We start from the raw sequence: 19252 nt of genomic DNA on the forward strand, positions 1-19252 counted from the left end.
CCAGCCGCTGTAGGTCACCAACCGAATGCCGGTGGTCCACCCGTACCACGTCCTGCTCGATGATCGGCCCTTCATCGAGGTCACCGGTCACGTAATGCGCTGTCGCACCGACCAACTTGACCCCACGCTCCTTTGCCCTGCGGTAAGGCGCCGCACCGATGAAGGGCCGATCATCGAGCAGGACGTGGTACGGGTGGACCACCGGCATTCGGTTGGTGACCTACAGCGGCTGGGCGCCGATGTCGAACGCCTGGTGTTGTCGCGGGCGGTGCTGTGGCACTGTGAGGACCGCGTAATCCGGTTCGGGAATCAGACCGTGGTCTTCTGACCACGGGTCGGGAGGAGTGAGCGTGAAAATCTTCAATGGTCTTGACGAGTTCGTGGCGGCAGCGGGTAGCGAGCTCGGCCCGACGGACTGGATGGAGATCACCCAGGAGCGCGTGAATCTATTCGCCGATGCGACCGACGACCATCAGTGGATTCACGTCGATCCCGAGAAGGCGGCCGGTGGGCCGTTCGGCGGCACCATTGCGCACGGCCTGCTCACCCTGTCGTTGTTGCCGCACTTCACCCATCAGCTGTACCGCGTCGACAATGTGAAGTTGGCGGTCAACTACGGCTACAACAAGGTTCGGTTCATCACGCCGGTGCGGGTCGGGGCCAACGTGCGGGCGCGGGCGGCGATCTCCGACGTCGCGCAGCTCGACGGTGCGGTGCAGGCCACCATGACGGTGACGGTCGAGATCGAGGGCTCCGAGAAGCCCGCCGCGGTCGCCGAGTCGATCGTCCGCTTCATCGGCTGAGGTTTCGTTCTTCCGCGAGCAGACGCAAACCTGTCCCGGCTACGCGATTTATGGACAGGTTTGCGTCTGCTCGCGGCGTTTCTGACACTTGTCAGAATTCATTGACGGCCGTCAAAGGCCGCTGCTAGTGTTCTGCATCACAATGTGAAGGAGCACTGTATTGCAGCGTTCACTGCCGCGGACCGCGATCATCGGCTCGGGCATCAGCGGGCTCACCGCCGGAAAGATGCTCAAGGACTACCGGGTCCCGTACACCACGTTCGAGACGTCGGACCGCATCGGTGGAAACTGGGCCTTCGGCAATCCGAACGGACACAGCAGCGCGTACCGCTCGCTGCACATCGACACCAGCAAGCATCGGTTGTCGTTCAAGGACTTTCCGATCCCCGAGCATTTCCCGTCGTTCCCACACCACTCCGACATCAAGGCCTATCTGGACGCCTATGCAAATGCCTTCGGGCTGTTGGAGAACATCGAGTTCGGCAACGGGGTGGTGCACGCGACACGGGTCGACGGGGGCGGTTGGGAGATCGAGGATCAGGCGGGCGCCCGCCGTGAGTTCGACCTGCTTGTCGTCGCCAACGGCCACCACTGGGATCCTCGACTACCAGAATTTCCCGGCACCTTCACCGGTGAGCAGATCCATTCCCACCACTACATCGACCCGAAAGAGCCGCTCGAGCTGACCGGCAAACGGATCCTGGTGGTAGGCATCGGCAACAGTGCCGCTGACATCACCGTCGAGTTGTCGTCCAAATCCCTGCAGAACCAGGTGACGCTGTCCACCCGATCGAGCGCCTGGATCGTCCCGAAATACATTGCGGGACAACCGGGTGACAAATACTTCCGCACCAATCCCTACTTGCCGTTGTCGTGGCAGCGCAAGATGGTCCAGCTGATCGGGCCGATGCTCGGCACCGATCCGACCATGTACGGACTGCCTGCCCCGAACCACAAGCTGTTCGAGGCGCACCCGACACAGTCGGTCGAGTTGCCGTTACGACTCGGCTCCGGCGATGTCATTCCGAAGCCGAACGTTTCCCGTTTGGACGGTGACACTGTGCATTTCGAGGACGGGACCAGTGACGTCTTCGACGTGATCGTCTACGCGACGGGCTACAACATCACCTTCCCCTTCTTCGACCCCGACGTCGTCGATGCGCCCGGCAACCACATCCGGCTCTACAAGCGTATGTTCAAGCCGGGTATCGATGATCTTGTGTTCATGGGTTTCGCCCAAGCGATTCCGACGTTGTTCCCGTTCGTCGAGTGCCAGTCGCGACTGCTCGCGGCCTACGCGGTCGGGCGTTACGCCCTGCCGTCGGTGGCCGAGATGGAACGGGTGATCGACGCCGATCAGCAACTGCACGGCGGACACTGCACGGACCGTCCTCGGCACACCCAGCAGGTGGATTACTTCTACTACGAGCACGATATCCGGGTGCGCGAACTACCTGCGGGTGCCGCACGTGCGGCAGACGGTGGCGGCGTGACCGCAGGGGTGATCGCATGACTTACGCAGAGTTGACGTTCCACTCGGCCGGCGACCGGTGCAGTGCGTGGCACTTCCAGGCTGGAGACGACGGCTTCGCCGGACCGGAGGGCAGACCGGTCGTGGTGATGGCGCACGGCTTCGGTGGCACCAAGGACTCCGGGCTGCAGCCCTTCGCCGAACGCTTCAGCGCAGCTGGCCTGGATGTGGTGGCCTTCGATTACCGGGGCTTCGGTGCTTCTGAAGGGCTACCGCGGCAAAGCGTTTCGGTCGAACGTCAGATGGCGGATTACGGCGCGGCCATCGCGGCGGCCCAACAACTGCCGGGTGTGGACCGTCGGCGGGTCGTGCTGTGGGGGTCGTCGTTCTCGGGCAGCCACGTGCTGCGGGTCGCCGCGCAGTGCACTGATGTGGCTGCGGTGATCGGCATGACTCCGTTGACCAGCGGGCTGGCTGCCAGCCGCGCGGCCGTGGCGCATCGCGACGTCGCATCGGCATTGCGCTGGACCCTGGCCGGTGTGAAGAGTCGCGTGGCCGTGGCGGCGGGCCGGCAGCCGACGCTGATGCCGCTGGCGGCCAAGCCGGGGCAGGCGGGCGCGCTCGCCCTCGACGGGGCCTACGAAAGCTACAGTGCGATCGCCGGGCCGACGTGGCGCAACGAAGTCGATTCGGCCATCGGCATGGAGCTGGTGCAGATCCGCACCGGTGCTGCGGCCAAGGCGCTGAGATGCCCTGTGCTGATTCAGATCGCGGACTTCGACCGGTTCGTGCCGGCCAACTCTGTGATGAAGACGGCGGTCCAGGCCAGGGCCCAGGTCCATCACTATCCGTGTGATCACTTCGACGTGTGGCCGGGGCATGACTGGTTCGACACCGCCGCCGAGGATCAGCTGAGATTCCTGACCGCTCACCTCTCCTCGCGAGCAGACACTTAGGTACCGCCGGCGGGCCAAATCGGGTACATATGTGTCTGCTCGCGGGGCGATCTTAGGTGCGGTACAGCGCCGCGACGTCGGCCGGCCGCACCTTGAGGGCGGCATTGCGGGGGAGTGCATCGACCACCGCCACGGCCACCGGCACGTGATGGCTGGGTAGTTCCTCGCGCACCAGGTCTTTCAGCTCGGCCTCGGTGGGTGTCGGGGCATCCCGGCGTAGCTCGACCGCGGCGAACGGAACCGCGCCCAGGCGGGCGTCCGGAACTCCCACGACGCAGGCGTCGAGCACACTGGGATGTGAGATCAGAACCCGCCGAACCGTTTCCGGCAGGATCTTGAAGCCGCCGCGGTTGATCGCGCCGTCGCCACGCCCGTGGAGCATGACGAATCCGTCCTCGTCCATCGACGCCAGGTCCGTGGTGCGTACCCAGTCCGGACCGATGACGGCGACGGCGGCTTCGAGCACACCGATGGTCCCGGCGGGCACTTCGGCGGCGGTGTCCGGGTCGACGATGCGGACCCGCACGCCTGGAAGGGGCCGGCCGACGCTGTCGGGTTTGTCCGCGCCGTAGCGGCGATGCAGCTCAGGTGTCCAGCTGCATACCGATCCGGCGAATTCGGTTGCCCCATAGGCCCACAGCAAGGGGATCCCGTAGCGCCCCTCGAACTCGGCCCGCAATTCCGGCTCCAATGGTCCGGAGCCGCCCGAGAGTCCCTCCAACGACGCCAGGTCCTCGCGCGGAACGTCGGCCTGTAGCAGCATGCGCAGGATCGCGGGCTGCACACCCGCACGGGTGATTTGGTAGGTCTTGATCGCGTCGACCCATTCGGGGACGCTGAACTTCTCCAGCAACACCATGCGCTTGCCGGAGCACGGCGCGGCCAGCAACTGGCAGACTCCGATGCTGCCGAACGGCCAGTACACCAAGGCTGGTGGGGTGTCGGCTCCGACCACCTCGGTGCCCGCACCGATCGTCATGCTCAGCACGGTGTGCTCAAGTACGTTGGTGGCGACCGGGATTCGTTTGGGCGGACCGGTGGTGCCACTGGTCAGGATGTGCAGGCCGGTCTTTTCCAGCGTCGGGTCGTGTCGGCTGCCGGGCTGCCGCGTCGCCGTCACACCGACCCGCAGCGGATCGCTGGACAGCACGACGCCGGCCGAGCCCGACGAGGCCACCGCGCCATGGAGCTCCGGTGTCCAGTCATCGACATCGGCGAGAACTGCCGGCAGCGCCAGTTTCTCGACGTCCCGGGCGATCGCGGTGGCGGATTGATAGGAGTAGATCATCACCACCGGGCGTCGCGTCGCGATGAACCCGAGGATCGTCGCCGCGTGGGCAATCCGGTTACGCACGACGATGCCGACCGGTTCGCCCGGCAGCACCCCGGCCTCGTCCAATGCGGTCGAGATCTGCTCGATGAACTGCGTGATCTCATTGCCCGAGTACCATTTTCGGGCGAATTCGATGAACGGCCGGTCACCGTACGCCGTCAGCCCGGTGGCCAGCCTGTCGGCGAAGTCCGTGCTTGTCGGGCTGGTCATGCCGGCCTAGAACTGGGTGGAGCCCAGATCGACGGCGACCCGACTGGCGGTGACATACCGTGACTCGTCGCTCGCCAGCCAGATCGCGGCATCGGCGATGTCCTCGGGTTCGGCGATGTAATCCGGCAGGAACGGCGTCACCATCTGCATCAGGCCGGGGTTGGTGTCATTGGCCCGGTTGAGCGCGGCCAGCATGTCGCCGGTGCCCATCGGGATGTTGACCGCACCCGGGTGCAGGCTGTTGACGCGGATCTTGTGCTTGCCCAGCTCTGCGGCGAATGCCCGGGCCATGCCGGCGACCGCGTGCTTGCTGGCGGTGTAATGCACCATGAACGGCTGCATCTTGATGCCGGCTGCTGAGCTGATCAGGATGATCGACCCGCCGCGGCCGCCGTCGATGATGTGCTGGGCACCGGCCATCACGGTGTTCCACGTCCCGGTGACGTTGATGTCCATCACGTCACGGAATGACTCGGGGGTGGTCTCGTTCCAGGGCTCGGGGACGGTGATGCCCGCGTTGGCCACGATGATGTCGAGCCTGCCGAACTCCGCGACGCCTTTGCCGACGATTTCCCGCAGCGCGTCGTGGTCACGGGTGTCGGCGGCGGTGGCGATGATGCGCTTGCCGGTGGCCTCCACGAGGCGGACGGTTTCGGTCAGATCCTCAGGGGTGGCCGAGTCGTAGGGCACGCTCGGAGGCAGTGGACCGGCGATGTCGACGGCGATGATGTCGGCACCCTCTTTGGCCATCCGAACCGCGTGCGCGCGGCCCTGCCCACGGGCAGCTCCGGTGATGAAGGCGACCTTTCCGGCGAGCCGCTCGGTCATAAATTCTCCTTAGTGAATAGGTATTTCAGAGTTGACGTTGGGCGGCCTTGACCAGGCCGCCGCCGATGATGAGTCGCTGGATCTCACTGGTGCCCTCGTAGAGACGCAGCAGCCGGACCTCGCGGTAGATGCGCTCGACCGGGACCTCGCGCATGTAGCCGGTGCCGCCGTGGATCTGCACCGCGAGATCGGCGACGTTACCTGCCATTTCGGTGCAGAACAGCTTGGCCGCCGAGGGGGCGATGCGGCGGTCCTCGCCGGACACCCACTTGGCGGCGGCGTCGCGTACCAAGGCGCGTCCGGCCATCACCCCGGTCTGCTGGTCGGCGATCATCGCCTGTACCAACTGGAAGCTGCCGATCGGCTGGCCACCCTGGGTGGCCGCGGCGGCGTAGGCGACTGATTCATCGAGGGCGCGCTGGGCGGACCCGACCGCGAGCGCCGCGATGTGGACCCGGCCGCGGGCCAGGGAGGTCATCGCGGCGCGGTAGCCGACGTCCTCGCTACCGCCGACGAGTGCGCTGTTCGGCACCCGGACCGCGTCGAAGGTGACGTCGGCGGTCCAGGCGCCCTCCTGGCCCATCTTGGCGTCCTTGGCCCCGACTTCGACGCCGGCCGCGTCCGCGGGTACCAGGAACACAGCGATGCCGGGGCCATCGGCATCGGCGGGGCGAGTACGGGCGAACACGACGAACAGATTCGCGGTGGGCGCGTTTGTGATGAACCGCTTCTGGCCGTCGATCACCCAGTCGTCCCCGTCGCGAACGGCCTTGGTGCGCAGGCCCGCCGGGTTGGATCCGGCGCCGGGCTCGGTCAGGGCGAACGAGGCGACGACATCGCCGGAAGCGATGCCCTCCAGCCACCGGGACTTCTGCTCGTCGGTGCCGAAACCCACCAGGACCTGGCCGGCGATGCCGTTGTTGGTGCCGAACATCGACCGCAATGCCAGCGACGTGTAGCCGAATTCCATTGCCAGTTCGACATCTTGGGCCAGGTTCAGGCCTAGGCCACCCCATTGCTGGGGGATCGCGTAGCCGAACAGCCCCATTTTCTTGGCCTGGTCACGGAGATCGTCGGGTACCTGGTCGGTGGCCAGGATCTCGTTCTCGCGGGGCACCACGGCGGAGCGGATGAAGCTACGGGTCTGCGCCAGGATCTCGGCGAAGTCCTCGTCGCTGACTTCGGAAGTGGCCGCGGTCGTGGTCACAGGTGAGCTCCATTTCGTCGCGCGGAATCCGCGGGGGCGATGAATCGCCAATATCGTATATGAAATATGATCTGGGCCAGACAGAGCCCCCGCGATCGAAAGTTAGGTGATCAGGTGTCGTTGCTGACCGGTCAGACTGCAGTGGTGACAGGCGGTGCCCAGGGTCTGGGCCTGGCCATCGCGAAACGCTTTATCGGCGAGGGTGCCCGGGTGGTACTCGGCGACGTCAACCTTGAGGCCACCGAGGCCGCCGCCCAGGAACTCGGCGGGCCCGAGGTCGCGACCGCGGTGCGGTGTGACGTGACCTCAGGTGCTGAGGTCGAGGCCCTCGTGCAGGCCGCTGTCGAGCGGTTCGGCGGGCTCGACATCATGGTCAACAACGCCGGCATCACGCGCGACGCGACGCTGCGCAAGATGACCGAGGAGCAGTTCGACCAGGTCATCGCGGTGCACCTGAAGGGCACCTGGAACGGCACCAAGTCGGCTGCGGCGATCATGCGCGAGAACAAGCGTGGCGCGATCGTCAACATGTCCTCGATCTCGGGCAAGGTCGGCCTGGTCGGCCAGACCAACTATTCGGCGGCCAAGGCCGGCATCGTCGGGATGACCAAGGCGTCGGCCAAGGAGCTCGCGCACCTGGGGGTGCGAGTAAACGCGATCCAGCCCGGTCTCATCCGGTCGGCGATGACCGAGGCCATGCCGCAACGGATCTGGGATCAGAAGCTGGCCGAGATCCCGATGGGCCGCGCCGGTGAACCCGACGAGGTGGCCAAGGTCGCGCTGTTCTTGGCCAGCGATCTGTCGTCGTACATGACGGGCACCGTGCTCGAGGTGACCGGGGGTCGGCACGTATGACCCGCGACGCGGTTATCTGCGAACCGGTCCGCACTCCGATCGGCCGCTACGGCGGCATGTTCGCATCCCTGTCCGCCGTCGAACTCGGTGTCGTCGCGCTGAAGGGACTGTTGGAACGCACGGGTGTGGCACCGGAGCAGGTGCAGGACGTGATTCTGGGCCACTGCTATCCCAACAGCGAGGCGCCGGCCATCGGACGGGTCGTCGCGCTCGATGCCGGTCTGCCCGTGACGGTTCCCGGCATGCAGGTGGACCGACGATGCGGTTCCGGGCTGCAGGCCGTGATCCAGGCCTGCCTGCAGGTGCGCAGCGGGGACAACGATCTTGTGGTGGCCGGTGGCGCCGAAAGTATGAGCAACGTCGCGTTCTACTCGACCGACATGCGGTGGGGCGGGGCCCGCAGCGGCGTGCAGATCCATGACGGGCTCGCACGCGGACGCACGACCGCCGGTGGGCAGTTCTACCCGGTGCCGGGCGGAATGCTGGAGACCGCCGAAAACCTGCGGCGTGAGTACGGCATCACCCGCACTGAGCAGGACGAGCTCGCGGTGCGTTCCCATCGCAGCGCGGTGGCGGCACAGGAGTCCGGGGTGCTGGCCGAGGAGATCATCCCCGTCACCGTGCACTCTCGCAAAGGCGAGACCGTCATCGACACCGATGAGCACCCGCGCGCCGACACCACGGTCGAGGCCCTGGCCAAGCTCAAACCCGTTCTGCTCAAGCAGGATCCGGAATCCACCGTGACCGCGGGCAACTCCAGCGGTCAGAACGATGCCGCGTCCATGTGCATCGTGACCACTCCCGAGAAGGCCGCCGAGCTGGGTCTGCGGCCACTCGTGCGGATGGTGTCGTGGGGATCGGCGGGCGTCGCGCCCAACGTCATGGGTATCGGCCCGGTGCCTGCCACCGAGGTGGCCTTGGCCAAGGCCGACCTGCAGCTCAGCGACATCGATCTGATCGAACTGAACGAGGCGTTCGCCGCGCAGGCGCTGGCCGTGATGAAGGAATGGAAGTTCGGCGAGTCCGACTTCGAGCGCACCAACGTCCGGGGATCCGGGATCTCGCTGGGACACCCTGTCGGCGCGACCGGCGGGCGGATGCTCGCCACATTGGCGCGGGAACTGGACCGGCGTTCGGCCCGCTACGGGTTGGAGACCATGTGCATCGGCGGTGGCCAGGGGCTGGCCGCTGTGTTCGAAAGGGTGACCCCATGACCAGACTTGCACAAACCCTGGGGCTCACCGAGTTCCAGACCGAGATCGTCTCGACGGTCAGGCAATTCGTCGACAAGGAGGTCATCCCGACCGCGCAGGAGCTCGAACACTCCGACACCTACCCGCAGGCCATCGTCGACCAGATGAAGGACATGGGCCTGTTCGGGCTGATGATCCCCGAGGAGTACGGCGGGCTCGGCGAGTCGCTGCTCACCTACGCGCTGTGCGTCGAGGAGCTGGCTCGCGGCTGGATGAGCGTGTCCGGGGTGATCAACACCCACTTCATCGTCGCGTACATGATCCGGCAGCACGGAACCGATGCCCAGAAGCAGAAGTTCCTGCCGCGCATGGCCACCGGTGAGACCCGCGGGGCATTCTCGATGTCCGAGCCCGAATTGGGCTCCGACGTGGCGGCGATCCGGACCCGGGCCAAGAAGAACGACGACGGCACGTACACGATCGACGGTCAGAAGATGTGGCTGACCAACGGTGGTAGTTCCACCCTGGTGGCCGCGCTGGTGCGCACCGACGAGGGTGCCGACAAACCGCACCGCAACTTGACGGCCTTCCTGGTCGAAAAGCCCACCGGCTTCGGTGAAGTGGTTCCCGGGCTGACCATCCCGGGCAAGCTCGACAAGCTCGGCTACAAGGGCATCGACACCACCGAGCTGATCTTCGACGGCTACCGGGCCAGTGCCGACGACGTTCTCGGCGGCGTCACCGGTCAGGGCTTCTTCCAGATGATGGACGGCGTCGAGGTTGGTCGCGTGAACGTGTCCGCGCGGGCCTGCGGCGTGGGTATCCGTGCCTTCGAGCTGGCGGTGCGCTACGCCCAGCAGCGCGAGACGTTCGGCAAGCCGATCGCCGAGCACCAGGCGGTGGCGTTCCAATTGGCAGAGATGGCAACCAAAGTCGAGGCCGCGCATCTGATGATGGTCAACGCCGCCCGGCTGAAGGACTCCGGTGAACGCAACGACGTGGCCGCCGGCATGGCCAAATACCTCGCCAGTGAGTTCTGCTCGGAGGTCACCCAGCAGAGCTTCCGGATCCACGGCGGTTATGGATATTCCAAGGAATACGAGATCGAGCGGCTCATGCGGGACGCGCCGTTCCTGCTGATCGGTGAGGGCACCAGCGAGATCCAGAAGAACATCATCAGCAAGCGGCTGCTCTCCGACTATCGGGTCTGAACCGTGTCCATACCCGATTTCGCTGCGCGCCCACAGCTGGCCGAGGATGTGGCCCGGCTGATCCGGCGGCGGATCTTCGACGGCACGTACCCGGCGGGGAACTACATCCGCCTCGAACAGCTCGCAGCCGAACTGGGGATCAGCGTGACGCCGGTGCGCGAGGCGTTGTTCGGCCTGCGCACCGAGGGGCTGCTGAAGCAGCAGCCCCGGCGTGGGTTCCTGGTCCTGCCGGTCACCCGTCGGGACATCGACGACGTGGCCGGGGTGCAGGCCCACATCGGCGGGCAGTTGGCGTCACGCGCCGCCGGCCAGATCACCGACGGTCAACTCGACGACCTCGACCGAATCCAGCGGGAGCTGGAGGTCGCCTACACGGACAACGATCATGAGGCGGCGGTCCGGCTCAACCACGCGTTCCATCGCGGCGTCAACCGGGCAGCCGAATCGCCCAAGCTGGCGCAGCTGATGTCCCAGATCACCCGCTATGCACTGGAATCGGTCTATCCGACGGTCGAGGGCTGGCCCGAGCAGTCCACTCATGACCACCGCCGGATCCTGGCCGCGCTCAAGGCGCGCGACGGGGATGCGGCCCGCGACGCCATGGCCGAGCACCTGTGTGCGGCCTCCAGGCCGTTGAGCGATCACCTCGACCGGCTGGGCGTGCTGGAGTAGCAAATTGATCCGCGAGCAGACGCAAACTCGCACATTTCGGTGCAAAAATGTGCGAGTTTGCGTCTGCTCGCCGAGAGAAGGGTGGGCGCATGGCAGGGGTTCTCGACGGGATACGGGTTCTCGACTACGGCCGCTTCATTGCCGCACCGTGGTGCAGCGCGATCCTGGCCGACATGGGCGCGGATGTGCTGCGGGTGGAGAAACGTGAAGGCGGGGAAGACCGTTGGGTGCAGGCCGTCACCGAGGGCGGCGAGGGCGGCACCTTCCTGCAGTGCAACCGCAACAAGCGGTCGTTGACGCTCGACTCCACCACGGCCGAGGGCGCCGAGATCACCCGACGTCTGGTGGCGCAGGCCGACATCGTGATCGCCAACATGCCGGCGGCCGGGATGCGGGCCAGCGGACTAGATTACGAGACCCTCAAGGCGGTCAAACCCGACATCATCCTGGCCAGCGCCACCGCATACGGCGAGGGCGGCCCGTACAGCGACAAGATCGGTTTCGACGGGGCCGGGCAGGTGATGTCGGGTGCGGTCTACCGGCAGGGTCTACCTGACCTGCCGATCCGAACGGTGGTGCCCTACGCGGATTTCGGGACCGCGCTGACCTTGGCGATCGGCGTCATGATGGCGCTGTATCACCGTGACAAGACGGGCGAGGGACAGCACGTCGAGGGTGCCCTACTACCGACCGCGCTGATGCTGTCGAACGCGTTCTTGATCGAGCGCGAACTGCTGCAGGTCGACAAGCCCAGGATGGGCAACAAGGGTGCGTCGGTCGCGCCGTGCGACCTGTATCGCACCGCTGACGATCAATGGGTTCTGCTGCAGGTCGCCGGACAGCCCATGTTCAAACGCTGGTGCCGACTCGTGGGCCGCGAGGAACTGTTCGACGATCCACGATTCGCCAACGACGACATCCGCTGGGCCAACGGCGACATCCTCAACGACATCATGTCCGACTGGTGCGCCGACAAGACCAAGGCGCAGGTGCTGGAGCTGCTGGAGAAGGCGAAAATGCCTGCTGCCCCGTTGCATTCCACCCAGGATGTCCTCGATGACCCGCATGTGCAGGCCATGGGCTACCTCCAACGGATGCCGTTCCCCGGGGCCTCCCGGGACGTGCCGATCATCGAAACACCGTTCCGGATGTCGGCGACGCCCGGTACGATCCGACGGCGCGCCCCGCTGCTGGGCGAGCACACCGACGAGGTACTGGTCGAGATCGGCTACGACGCAACGCAGATCGCGCAGCTCCGGGCGAACGCGATCGTCTAGCGCAGCAGTTCGCGCGACTCCGGGCTTCCGTTCAGTGCCCGGGTGGTGCGGCGCTCGATCTGCCACCGGCCGTCGATGCGACGCAGCGTGAAGTGGTTGGCGCCGGCGCGTGCGACGATCCACTTTCCGTCGCGGTGCACCACGAGCAGCGATTCGCACACCGCCTCCGCGGTATTGCCGTCGACGGTGACCCGAGCCGGACCGAGAAAGTGACAGGCACCGCGCGAGATGAGCGTTTGATGCGCATCCGAGTTCACCATGGCGGCCACGTCGGCGCGACTGCGCATCTGCCAGCCTTCGACGTCGTAGCCGCCGTCCTTGCTCCATAACGCCGCGACGTCATCGGCGGCACCGGCGTCGACGAGGGGACCGTAGGAGGCGATCAGCTGCGTCACCTCGACCTGGTCGGTCAGCTCCTGCAGTCGTCGCTCCAGGTCGTGCAGCCGGGATTCGAAGGGATCAGTCATAGTCCGGTGCCGATGGTGTGCAGGGCTTCGAGCTGATCGCAGAAATGCTCGGCGCTGCGGGCCTGCAGTGTGCAGTTGGCGATCGTGGCCCCGACGTCGTGCAACCGGCTCAGCCGAGCGCGGGTGCTGTTCGGATCGCCTTGCGGGTCCAGCGGAACCCCCGGGGACAGCACGACATCGAAATTTGCCGGCGGGCGCCGTTGCGCGAGGAAGTCGGCGATCGTATCCGGCGGCAATCCGAAAGGCATCCAGCCGTTGCCCAACTCGACGGCTCGGCGCAGCGAGCGCTTGGTGCGTCCGCCCACCCAGATCGTGAGATCGGTGCTGGTGGCATGTGGTTCGATGGCGAACCCGTCGACCACCGGCTGTCCCCACGCGGCACGCAGCCTGGCGATGTCGCGGTCGGCGGCGGCCCCACGCCCTTCCCATGGGGCACCGAGCAACTCGAACTCCTCGGTGAGCGATCCGACCCCGACGCCGAGGACGACTCGCCCGCCGCTGAGCCGGTCGAGAGTCCCGTAGCTCTTGGCCAGCGCGACCGGGTGGTGGTACGGAAGCACCACAACGGCGGTGACCAGCCGGATCCGTCGAGTCCTGGCGGCCAGGAAGGACAGCGTGGCCAGCGGGTCCCAGTACACCGCCCCGCGCACCGCCGCCGCTGAGGCGGGGATGCCGGTGTGCTCTGCACAGGTGATGTGGTGAAACCCCAGGGCTTCTGCTTTCTCGGCGATCAACGACAACTCGTCGGGGCCGGCGGTCGTTTCCCACGGGGAGAACTCACCGGGGTGTTGCATCACGACGGGGGTGGAGAGTCCGAGCTTCACTGTGCGGACCCCTCTTTCGATCCCATCAGCTGCCGCATCATCTTGTCGGTACGCAGGATGGTGGCGGCGCGGTCCGGATCATTGTGGGTATGAGCGACTTTCGCGTGTCGCGACACGACGTGCACTGGGCCCTGGCCGAGCGCGGCGAGACCTTCGCCGGCGACGTCGTCAGGCTCGGACACCACCATTCCTGGAACGTCGAAGTTGAGTCCGACCCGGTCCATCGCCGGGGTGCGGGTCACGCCCAGGACGAGCTCGAGCACGTCGACGTTGTCGTCCCGCAACTCCAGCCAGAGGCTCTCGGCGAAGATCCTGCCGAAGGCCTTGACGCCGCCATAGACCGTGTGCCGGTTCGAGCCGAGGTATCCGGCCATCGATCCGACGAGCAGGATGCCCCCGCGGCGACGGCTGCGCATCGCCGCCCCGAAATGGTGGACCAGGGCCAGCGGGGTGGTGATGTTCAAGTCGATGACCCGCTGAAACGCGGGGAGGTCACCGTCGAGAAACCGTGCGCTGTGGGTGTTGGCGCCGGCATTGTGGACCAGCAGGCCCACCTCGACGTCCCCAACTGCTTCTGCCACAGCGCCGGCCGAGGACGGCTCCGCGAGATCAGTGCTCAGGGTACGGACCTCGACCCCGCGGGCGCGGCAGAGTTCGGCGCACTCTGCCAGCGGCCCGGGCTTGCGGGCGACCAGAAGCAGATTCACTCCCGCCGCGGCGAGTCGTAGCGCGAAGGATCTACCGACCCCTTCCGAGCCGCCGGTGATGACGGCCCACGGGCCGTACTTCTGCGCATCGAACGCCGTCGCGTCGAGTTGGGAGTCTTCTTCGATCACCAGTCTGTTGTAGCATCACTGCGTACTGATTTCTAGAAGCAATTCTAGTTTTGCGAGGAGTTCGTCCGGATGGCGCGCATCGGAACACCCCGGAAACCCGGGCAGGCGTCGACGCCCCGCCAGCAGGCGCGCATCGCCGCGATTCTTCGGGCCGCGGACCGGCTGGGGGCGGTGCACGGGCTGGAGCGAGTGCAGATGTCCGACATCGCCGCCGAGGCCGGGGTCGCTCTCGGCACGCTCTATCGCTATTACCCGACCAAGCATCACCTCTATGCCGCATCGCTCAACGCATCCATTCGGTCGATGCCGGAATCGGGTGGTATTCCAGACGATCCGGTGGCAGCGGTATGCGACTTCCTGGGGGACGCCGCCGAGCGGTTGCTGGCACAGCCGTCGTTGGCCAGGGCAATGCTGGTTTCCATCAACGCTATTCGGTCCTCTGCCGATGCGCCTGCCGATCTGTCCATGCGGGAACGGATCCTGGCCGAGGCAGGGATTGCCGAACCCACTGCCGAGGATCATCGACTGACCAGGATGGTCGAGCAGTGCATGTACGGCATCCTGACCTGGGCCACTGCAGGGCAACTCGACACGGACAACGCGGTCGCCGATGTGCGGTACGCGTGCCGACTGCTGCTGGCCCCGTGGGACCAGCGGTGGCGGCGTTAGTGCGGAGCCGCGATTCAGGTCCGTGCCCGGATTATCGCGAAACTGACCGTGGCGATGACGGCCAGGTCATCATCGGGCATTGCGCGGATCTCGACTTGCACCACCATGGATCGCTTGCCGGCGTGGACAATTCGTGCCACCGCTCTGGCGGCGCCGTCGGTGACCGGTCGTAGGTAGCGCAGGCTGAGGTCCGACGTCACGACACTGTGACCCGGTGGTAGTCGCCGCATTGCCAGCTTCCCGGCCGCGGTGTCGACGAGGGTGGCCAGCAGACCGCCCTGTAATCCGCCGTTGGTGTTGATCACGTGCGGGGCCACCGGGAGCTCGACCACCGCCTCATCGTCCGCGCCCGCGGCATCGCGGTATCCGATCAGCTGAAAAAGTTCGAAGATGTCAGCGGTCATCGGTCAGCCTCGGTGTAGCGGATGACACCGCGGATGTTGCGCCCCTCCAACATGTCGCGGTAGGCCTCGTTGATTTGATCGAGGCGGTACTCGCGGGTCACCATGTCGTCGAGGTTCAACTTGCCCAGCTGATAGAGGGCGAGCAGTTCAGGAATGTCGAACTGCGGGTTGCCGCCGCCGAACAGGCTTCCTTGCAGGCTCTTCTGTAGCAGGGTCAGGCCGGCCAGGTTCAATGTGGTGTCGGAATCGACCACATTGCCCATCGCAGTGAGCACACTCGTACCACCTTTGGCCGTGAGCCGCATCCACGACTCCACATCTCGCCCCTCGGTACGGCCAACGGTCACAATGACCTTTTGGCACATGCGGCCGCCGGTCGCTTCGGCCACTCCGGTCAAGGCAGCCGCTACGTCCGGGTAGCACTCGCGCGCACCGAATTTGAGTGCCTGGTCCCGCTTCCATTCGACCGGGTCGACGGCGAATATGCGGCGGGCGCCGGCGATCGCCGAACCCTGCAGGGCTGCGACACCGACACCGCCGATGCCGATGACCGCTACGTCCTCGCCCGGCCGGACATCCGCGCTCCGTACTGCCGAACCGTACCCGGTGGTCACCCCACACCCCACCAAACAGGCCACCTCGAAGGGGATTGCCGGGTCGATCTTCACCACCGACGTCCGATGCACGACGACGTATGGAGCGAAGGTGCCGAGCAGTGACATGGGAATCACGTTCTTCCCATTGGTCTGTATGCGGAATGACCCGTCGGAGACCGAAGCGCCCGCGAGTAGTCCCATCCCGAGGTCGCACAGATTGCGCAGGCCAACCTGGCAAGCCGGGCAGGTTCCGCAGGAAGGGATGAAGGACATCACCACGTGGTCGCCGACCGCTAGACCCTCGGTTTCGGGCCCCACCTCCACGATCACTCCGGCACCTTCATGCCCACCCAGGATCGGAAAGTCGGCCATCGGGATGTCTCCGGTCATCAAGTGATGGTCGGAGTGGCACAGCCCCGCGGTTTCCAAAGCCACCTTGACTTCGCCTGTGCGGGGGTCGCCGATCTCGATCTCCTCGATCGACCACGGTTGACCGAAGTCCCATACAAGGGCACCTTTGGTTTTCATCGTCGGTTACCTTCCCTCAACATGGCGTGTAGTGCGGCATTGTCGATCTTTCCCGTGGCTCCGCGCGGCACGGCATCTTCGTCGTCCAACAGCAGCCACAGCGTGGGCACCTTGAACGGACTCAGTACGTCCCGTGCGGCGGTGCGTAGCGAATCGGCCGCGAGACTGTCGCCGACGAGTACTGCCCCGACCTGATTGGTCTGACCATCGGGAACATTCACGACATGAGCGGCGCGGACTCCGGGAAGAGACCGAAGCGCCCGCTGTACTTCACTGGGATACACCGTGGCACCACTGACTTTGAACATGTCATCGGAGCGGCCGCGGTAGAACAGGAACCCGTCGCCATCGAGGTAGCCCAGATCTCCGGTGGGGTAGTAACCGTCGGGCGTGAAGACTTCCTCGCGGCTGCGGCGGCAGATTCCACGCATGACATGCCGCCCGCGGATCTGGATCTCGCCGGTGACGCCCGCGGGTTGTGTTGTGCCGGTCGCGATGTCGGCGATGCGAATGTCCATTCCCGGGAACGGTTTACCGCAGCTGCCCCACGCGGAGCGGGGCATGTCGGCATCTGCCGGGTAGCCACAGTACGGCCCGAACGATTCGGTCATCCCGAACAGCGACGCCCGCGCGCCGGGCTCAGCACGCAGGTGCACCGGGAGCAGGGCCTCCAGGCTGCCCGGCCGTAGCGTCGAGAGGTCGGCGCTCGCGGGATGACGAGCGAGAGATTCGGCCTGCCCGGGCCATCCGCGGAACAACGTAACCTGTTCACGCCGAAGGAGTTCCAAGGTGGCTTCGGGGTGGGGAACAGGCTCGGTCACCAGGGTGGCCCCGGCCACCAGCGCCGACAGGATGCCTGCACCGAAACCGCCCACCCAGAAGAACGGCATCGGCAGGTAAAGGCGTGTCTCGGCGGTGATGCACCGCGCACCGAGCCCGGAACGGACCGCAGCCAAGGCGTTTGCATGGGAGTGGACGACGCCTTTCGGTGCGCCACTGCTGCCCGAGGTGAACATGACGACGAGTGGGTCGCTGGGCCGTACCGGTGGCAACGGTGCGGTGCCGGTGAAAGCGAGGACGTCCTCGGGAGTCCACGTGTGGCGCAGCGACGGCACCGGACCGTGTGGGTAACGGCGGCCGCGGAACTGTTCGATGGCGATCAGGTACTGCACGGAGGCGGTCCGCAACTGGGCCGTGAGTTCCTGGCTGGTCAGTAGTGTGCTCAACGGGACGAGGATCGCCCCGATTCTGGTGATTGCCATGGCAATCCGTACCCAGTCCGTCGAGTTGGGCATGATCAGACCGACCCGGGACCCCTTGGCGACCCCGGCCGTCATCAGCCCGGCCGCCAGCTTCCGAGTGCTGGTGTCGAGCTCGGCGTAACTAATGCGGGTGTCCGGATCGATCACCATGGGTTTGGTGGACGGCGCATGGTGACGCAGCAGCGCATCGACGGTGTCCGGCATCGAGTCAGGCAGAGAGTCAGGCATCGAACAGCCCCGCCAACGCCGGCATATCGACCTTGCCACTGGAAAGCGTCGGCAGCTCGGCGGGTGGGCAGACTGCGAATTCCCGCGGAATCTTGTACGCCGACAACATGTCGCGCAGCGCCCTACGCATCGCGTCGAAGTCAACCGGCGTGTCGGTCACGATCACGGCGGCGACGGTCTGACCGCGCACGGCGTCGGGAAGGCCGAGCACGTGCGCGGTGAACCCCAATGTCGCGAGGGCTTTTTCCACCTCTCCAGGTGTCACATTGGCACCCGCCGTCTTGATCATCGAGCCCGCGCGACCGAGGAAGTAGAAGTATCCGTCCCGGTCCACGCGCACCAGGTCTCCGGTGTGGAACCAGCCGTCGGGGTCGAAACAGTCCTCTCTGCTGCGTCCGTGGTAGCCCTGCATCATGTGCGGGCCGCGGATACATAGTTCGCCCGTCTCGAGCAGCTTGGTCTCGAACCCGGGCGCCGGCCTGCCGTAGCTGCCGCGTCGGCGCTCGGGTTGATCGGTCTCGTCGCCGTCGAGCAGCACGACGCTGCCGGACTCCGTCATGCCGAGCATGTTGTGGCGTAGCTCGGGATCCCGCGGACGGACATCCGGCGCCATGATCGGATAGAGGTTGCCGCGGCGGGCCGTGAACTGCCGGCCGGCGTAGCTCGGGTGGTGCGTGAGATGTGCGATCCCGGCGACGAAACCATTGGTGACAGTGGGTCTCTCGGCCTCGATGAGGTCGAGGGTGAGCGCCGGGTCGGTGGCGTTCGAACAGATCAGGGTGGCACCGGCGGACATGGTGGCCAGCAGACCGAACGCGAAACCTCCGATCCAGAAGAACGGTGAATTGCAGAAGAGCCGATCAGAGCTCGTCAGCCCACGGATCGTGTTGAGGTTGCGTTGATGGCCGATCAGCGATGCGTGAGTATGCACGGCCCCTTTCGGCGGCCCGGTCGAGCCTGAGGTGTAGACAATGGCCAGCGGGTCGCAGCCATCGACGTCGTCTTCGAATTCGGCCAATCCCGGAACATCGGCGTGGGGCATCTCGAACAACACGTGTCGCAGGCACGGGCCGTCGATACCGGAAAGCCGTTGCGCATAGTCGTGATTGCGGTAGGAGCGTGCCGACAGCAGGATCGCGGTATCGCTGTCGCGCAGTTGGGTCTCCAGCTCGGCTGCGGTGAGAAACGTGGAGTACGGCACCACGACGGCGCCGATTCGCGCCGCGGCCAGCATGGCCACCACGAAGTCGACCCCGTTGGGATAGAGCAGCCCGATATGTGTGCCCTTGCCGGCCCCCAGCTGGATCAGGCCTCGAGCCGCCGAGGCAGAACGGCTCTCGGCTTCTGCGTAGCTGATCCGGCTGTTGTCGCAGATCAGCAGGGGATGAGCACCCCGGCCACGCAGTCCGGCGAGCATAGCGG

19 protein-coding genes and 2 pseudogenes are annotated in these 19252 nt (G+C 65.9%); 10 read left to right on the plus strand and 11 right to left on the minus strand.

What is annotated here, in order from left to right; translation table 11 throughout:
* A pseudogene (locus tag A5779_RS23585) lies at positions 1-166 on the minus strand (formyltransferase family protein); the annotation flags it as partial.
* Between A5779_RS23585 and A5779_RS34630 the strand changes: the two are divergent.
* The 4 genes and pseudogenes from A5779_RS34630 to A5779_RS23600 all read left to right on the plus strand — a co-directional run.
* Positions 158-328, plus strand: a pseudogene (locus A5779_RS34630) (formyltetrahydrofolate deformylase); the annotation flags it as partial. The pseudogenes A5779_RS23585 and A5779_RS34630 overlap by 9 nt on opposite strands.
* Positions 329-350: 22 nt before the next feature.
* Positions 351-803: a MaoC family dehydratase gene (locus A5779_RS23590; RefSeq protein WP_055119889.1), complete on the plus strand. Its 453-nt coding sequence runs from the start codon at positions 351-353 to the stop codon at positions 801-803.
* 160 nt (positions 804-963) lie between these two features.
* Positions 964-2316 (plus strand): flavin-containing monooxygenase, encoded by a 1353-nt coding sequence (locus tag A5779_RS23595; RefSeq protein ID WP_064886158.1) that lies wholly within the window; start codon positions 964-966, stop codon positions 2314-2316.
* Complete coding sequence (locus A5779_RS23600; protein ID WP_064886160.1) at positions 2313-3230, plus strand: alpha/beta hydrolase; 918 nt, start codon at positions 2313-2315, stop codon at positions 3228-3230. The genes A5779_RS23595 and A5779_RS23600 overlap by 4 nt, the downstream gene beginning before the upstream one ends.
* Positions 3231-3282: 52 nt before the next feature.
* Here A5779_RS23600 and A5779_RS23605 read toward each other — a convergent pair whose 3' ends face one another.
* Genes A5779_RS23605 through A5779_RS23615 form a run of 3 tightly spaced genes read right to left on the minus strand, consistent with a single transcriptional unit; the run spans position 3283 to position 6808 of the window.
* Positions 3283-4773, minus strand: coding sequence for a class I adenylate-forming enzyme family protein (locus tag A5779_RS23605; protein WP_064886162.1), 1491 nt, complete (start codon positions 4771-4773; stop codon positions 3283-3285).
* A gap of 6 nt (positions 4774-4779) precedes the next feature.
* On the minus strand, positions 4780-5601 hold the full coding sequence (locus tag A5779_RS23610) for a mycofactocin-coupled SDR family oxidoreductase (RefSeq protein ID WP_064886164.1): 822 nt from the start codon (positions 5599-5601) through the stop codon (positions 4780-4782).
* Positions 5602-5626: 25 nt separating this feature from the next.
* The gene (locus A5779_RS23615; RefSeq protein WP_064886166.1) at positions 5627-6808 is read right to left on the minus strand and encodes an acyl-CoA dehydrogenase family protein; all 1182 of its coding nucleotides are present in this window, start codon (positions 6806-6808) and stop codon (positions 5627-5629) included.
* A 66-nt stretch (positions 6809-6874) separates the two neighbouring features.
* Here A5779_RS23615 and fabG point away from each other — a divergent pair, with 66 nt between their 5' ends.
* The 5 genes from fabG (at position 6875) to A5779_RS23640 (ending at position 12016) form a co-directional block, all read left to right on the plus strand.
* Positions 6875-7663, plus strand: coding sequence for a 3-oxoacyl-ACP reductase FabG (gene fabG / locus A5779_RS23620; protein WP_064886168.1), 789 nt, complete (start codon positions 6875-6877; stop codon positions 7661-7663).
* On the plus strand, positions 7660-8877 hold the full coding sequence (locus tag A5779_RS23625; RefSeq protein ID WP_064886169.1) for an acetyl-CoA C-acetyltransferase: 1218 nt from the start codon (positions 7660-7662) through the stop codon (positions 8875-8877). The genes fabG and A5779_RS23625 overlap by 4 nt, the downstream gene beginning before the upstream one ends.
* Positions 8874-10067 (plus strand): acyl-CoA dehydrogenase family protein, encoded by a 1194-nt coding sequence (locus tag A5779_RS23630; RefSeq protein WP_036439653.1) that lies wholly within the window; start codon positions 8874-8876, stop codon positions 10065-10067. The genes A5779_RS23625 and A5779_RS23630 overlap by 4 nt, the downstream gene beginning before the upstream one ends.
* A 3-nt stretch (positions 10068-10070) precedes the next feature.
* Entirely contained in the window at positions 10071-10739 is a 669-nt protein-coding gene (locus tag A5779_RS23635) for a GntR family transcriptional regulator (protein WP_064886171.1), read from the plus strand.
* 89 nt (positions 10740-10828) lie between these two features.
* The gene (locus A5779_RS23640) at positions 10829-12016 is read left to right on the plus strand and encodes a CaiB/BaiF CoA transferase family protein (protein WP_064886172.1); all 1188 of its coding nucleotides are present in this window, start codon (positions 10829-10831) and stop codon (positions 12014-12016) included.
* Here A5779_RS23640 and A5779_RS23645 read toward each other — a convergent pair.
* From A5779_RS23645 to A5779_RS23655, 3 genes are read right to left on the minus strand one after another with little or no spacing between them, the layout of a single operon-like run.
* Positions 12013-12483: a nuclear transport factor 2 family protein gene (locus A5779_RS23645; protein WP_064886173.1), complete on the minus strand. Its 471-nt coding sequence runs from the start codon at positions 12481-12483 to the stop codon at positions 12013-12015. The genes A5779_RS23640 and A5779_RS23645 overlap by 4 nt on opposite strands.
* On the minus strand, positions 12480-13307 hold the full coding sequence (locus A5779_RS23650) for a TIGR03619 family F420-dependent LLM class oxidoreductase (protein ID WP_064886174.1): 828 nt from the start codon (positions 13305-13307) through the stop codon (positions 12480-12482). Before A5779_RS23650 ends, A5779_RS23645 begins: the two co-directional genes overlap by 4 nt.
* Entirely contained in the window at positions 13304-14143 is an 840-nt protein-coding gene (locus tag A5779_RS23655; RefSeq protein ID WP_236734865.1) for an SDR family NAD(P)-dependent oxidoreductase, read from the minus strand. Before A5779_RS23655 ends, A5779_RS23650 begins: the two co-directional genes overlap by 4 nt.
* A 69-nt stretch (positions 14144-14212) precedes the next feature.
* Between A5779_RS23655 and A5779_RS23660 the strand changes: the two genes are divergently transcribed.
* The gene (locus A5779_RS23660; protein WP_064886179.1) at positions 14213-14812 is read left to right on the plus strand and encodes a TetR/AcrR family transcriptional regulator; all 600 of its coding nucleotides are present in this window, start codon (positions 14213-14215) and stop codon (positions 14810-14812) included.
* A gap of 14 nt (positions 14813-14826) precedes the next feature.
* Here the strand turns inward: A5779_RS23660 and A5779_RS23665 are convergent, their stop codons facing one another.
* The 4 genes from A5779_RS23665 to A5779_RS23680 are packed head-to-tail and all read right to left on the minus strand — an operon-like array spanning position 14827 to position 19247.
* The gene (locus tag A5779_RS23665; protein WP_064886180.1) at positions 14827-15216 is read right to left on the minus strand and encodes a PaaI family thioesterase; all 390 of its coding nucleotides are present in this window, start codon (positions 15214-15216) and stop codon (positions 14827-14829) included.
* A complete protein-coding gene (locus tag A5779_RS23670; protein WP_064886183.1) occupies positions 15213-16340 on the minus strand; it encodes an NDMA-dependent alcohol dehydrogenase in 1128 nt (375 codons plus the stop codon). The genes A5779_RS23665 and A5779_RS23670 overlap by 4 nt, the downstream gene beginning before the upstream one ends.
* Complete coding sequence (locus A5779_RS23675; protein ID WP_064886185.1) at positions 16337-17806, minus strand: class I adenylate-forming enzyme family protein; 1470 nt, start codon at positions 17804-17806, stop codon at positions 16337-16339. Before A5779_RS23675 ends, A5779_RS23670 begins: the two co-directional genes overlap by 4 nt.
* A gap of 16 nt (positions 17807-17822) precedes the next feature.
* Complete coding sequence (locus A5779_RS23680) at positions 17823-19247, minus strand: class I adenylate-forming enzyme family protein (RefSeq protein WP_064886210.1); 1425 nt, start codon at positions 19245-19247, stop codon at positions 17823-17825.
* Positions 19248-19252 lie beyond the last annotated feature (5 nt).

The sequence above is a fragment of the Mycolicibacterium peregrinum genome (assembly GCF_001665625.1).
Taxonomy (GTDB): domain Bacteria; phylum Actinomycetota; class Actinomycetes; order Mycobacteriales; family Mycobacteriaceae; genus Mycobacterium; species Mycobacterium peregrinum_B.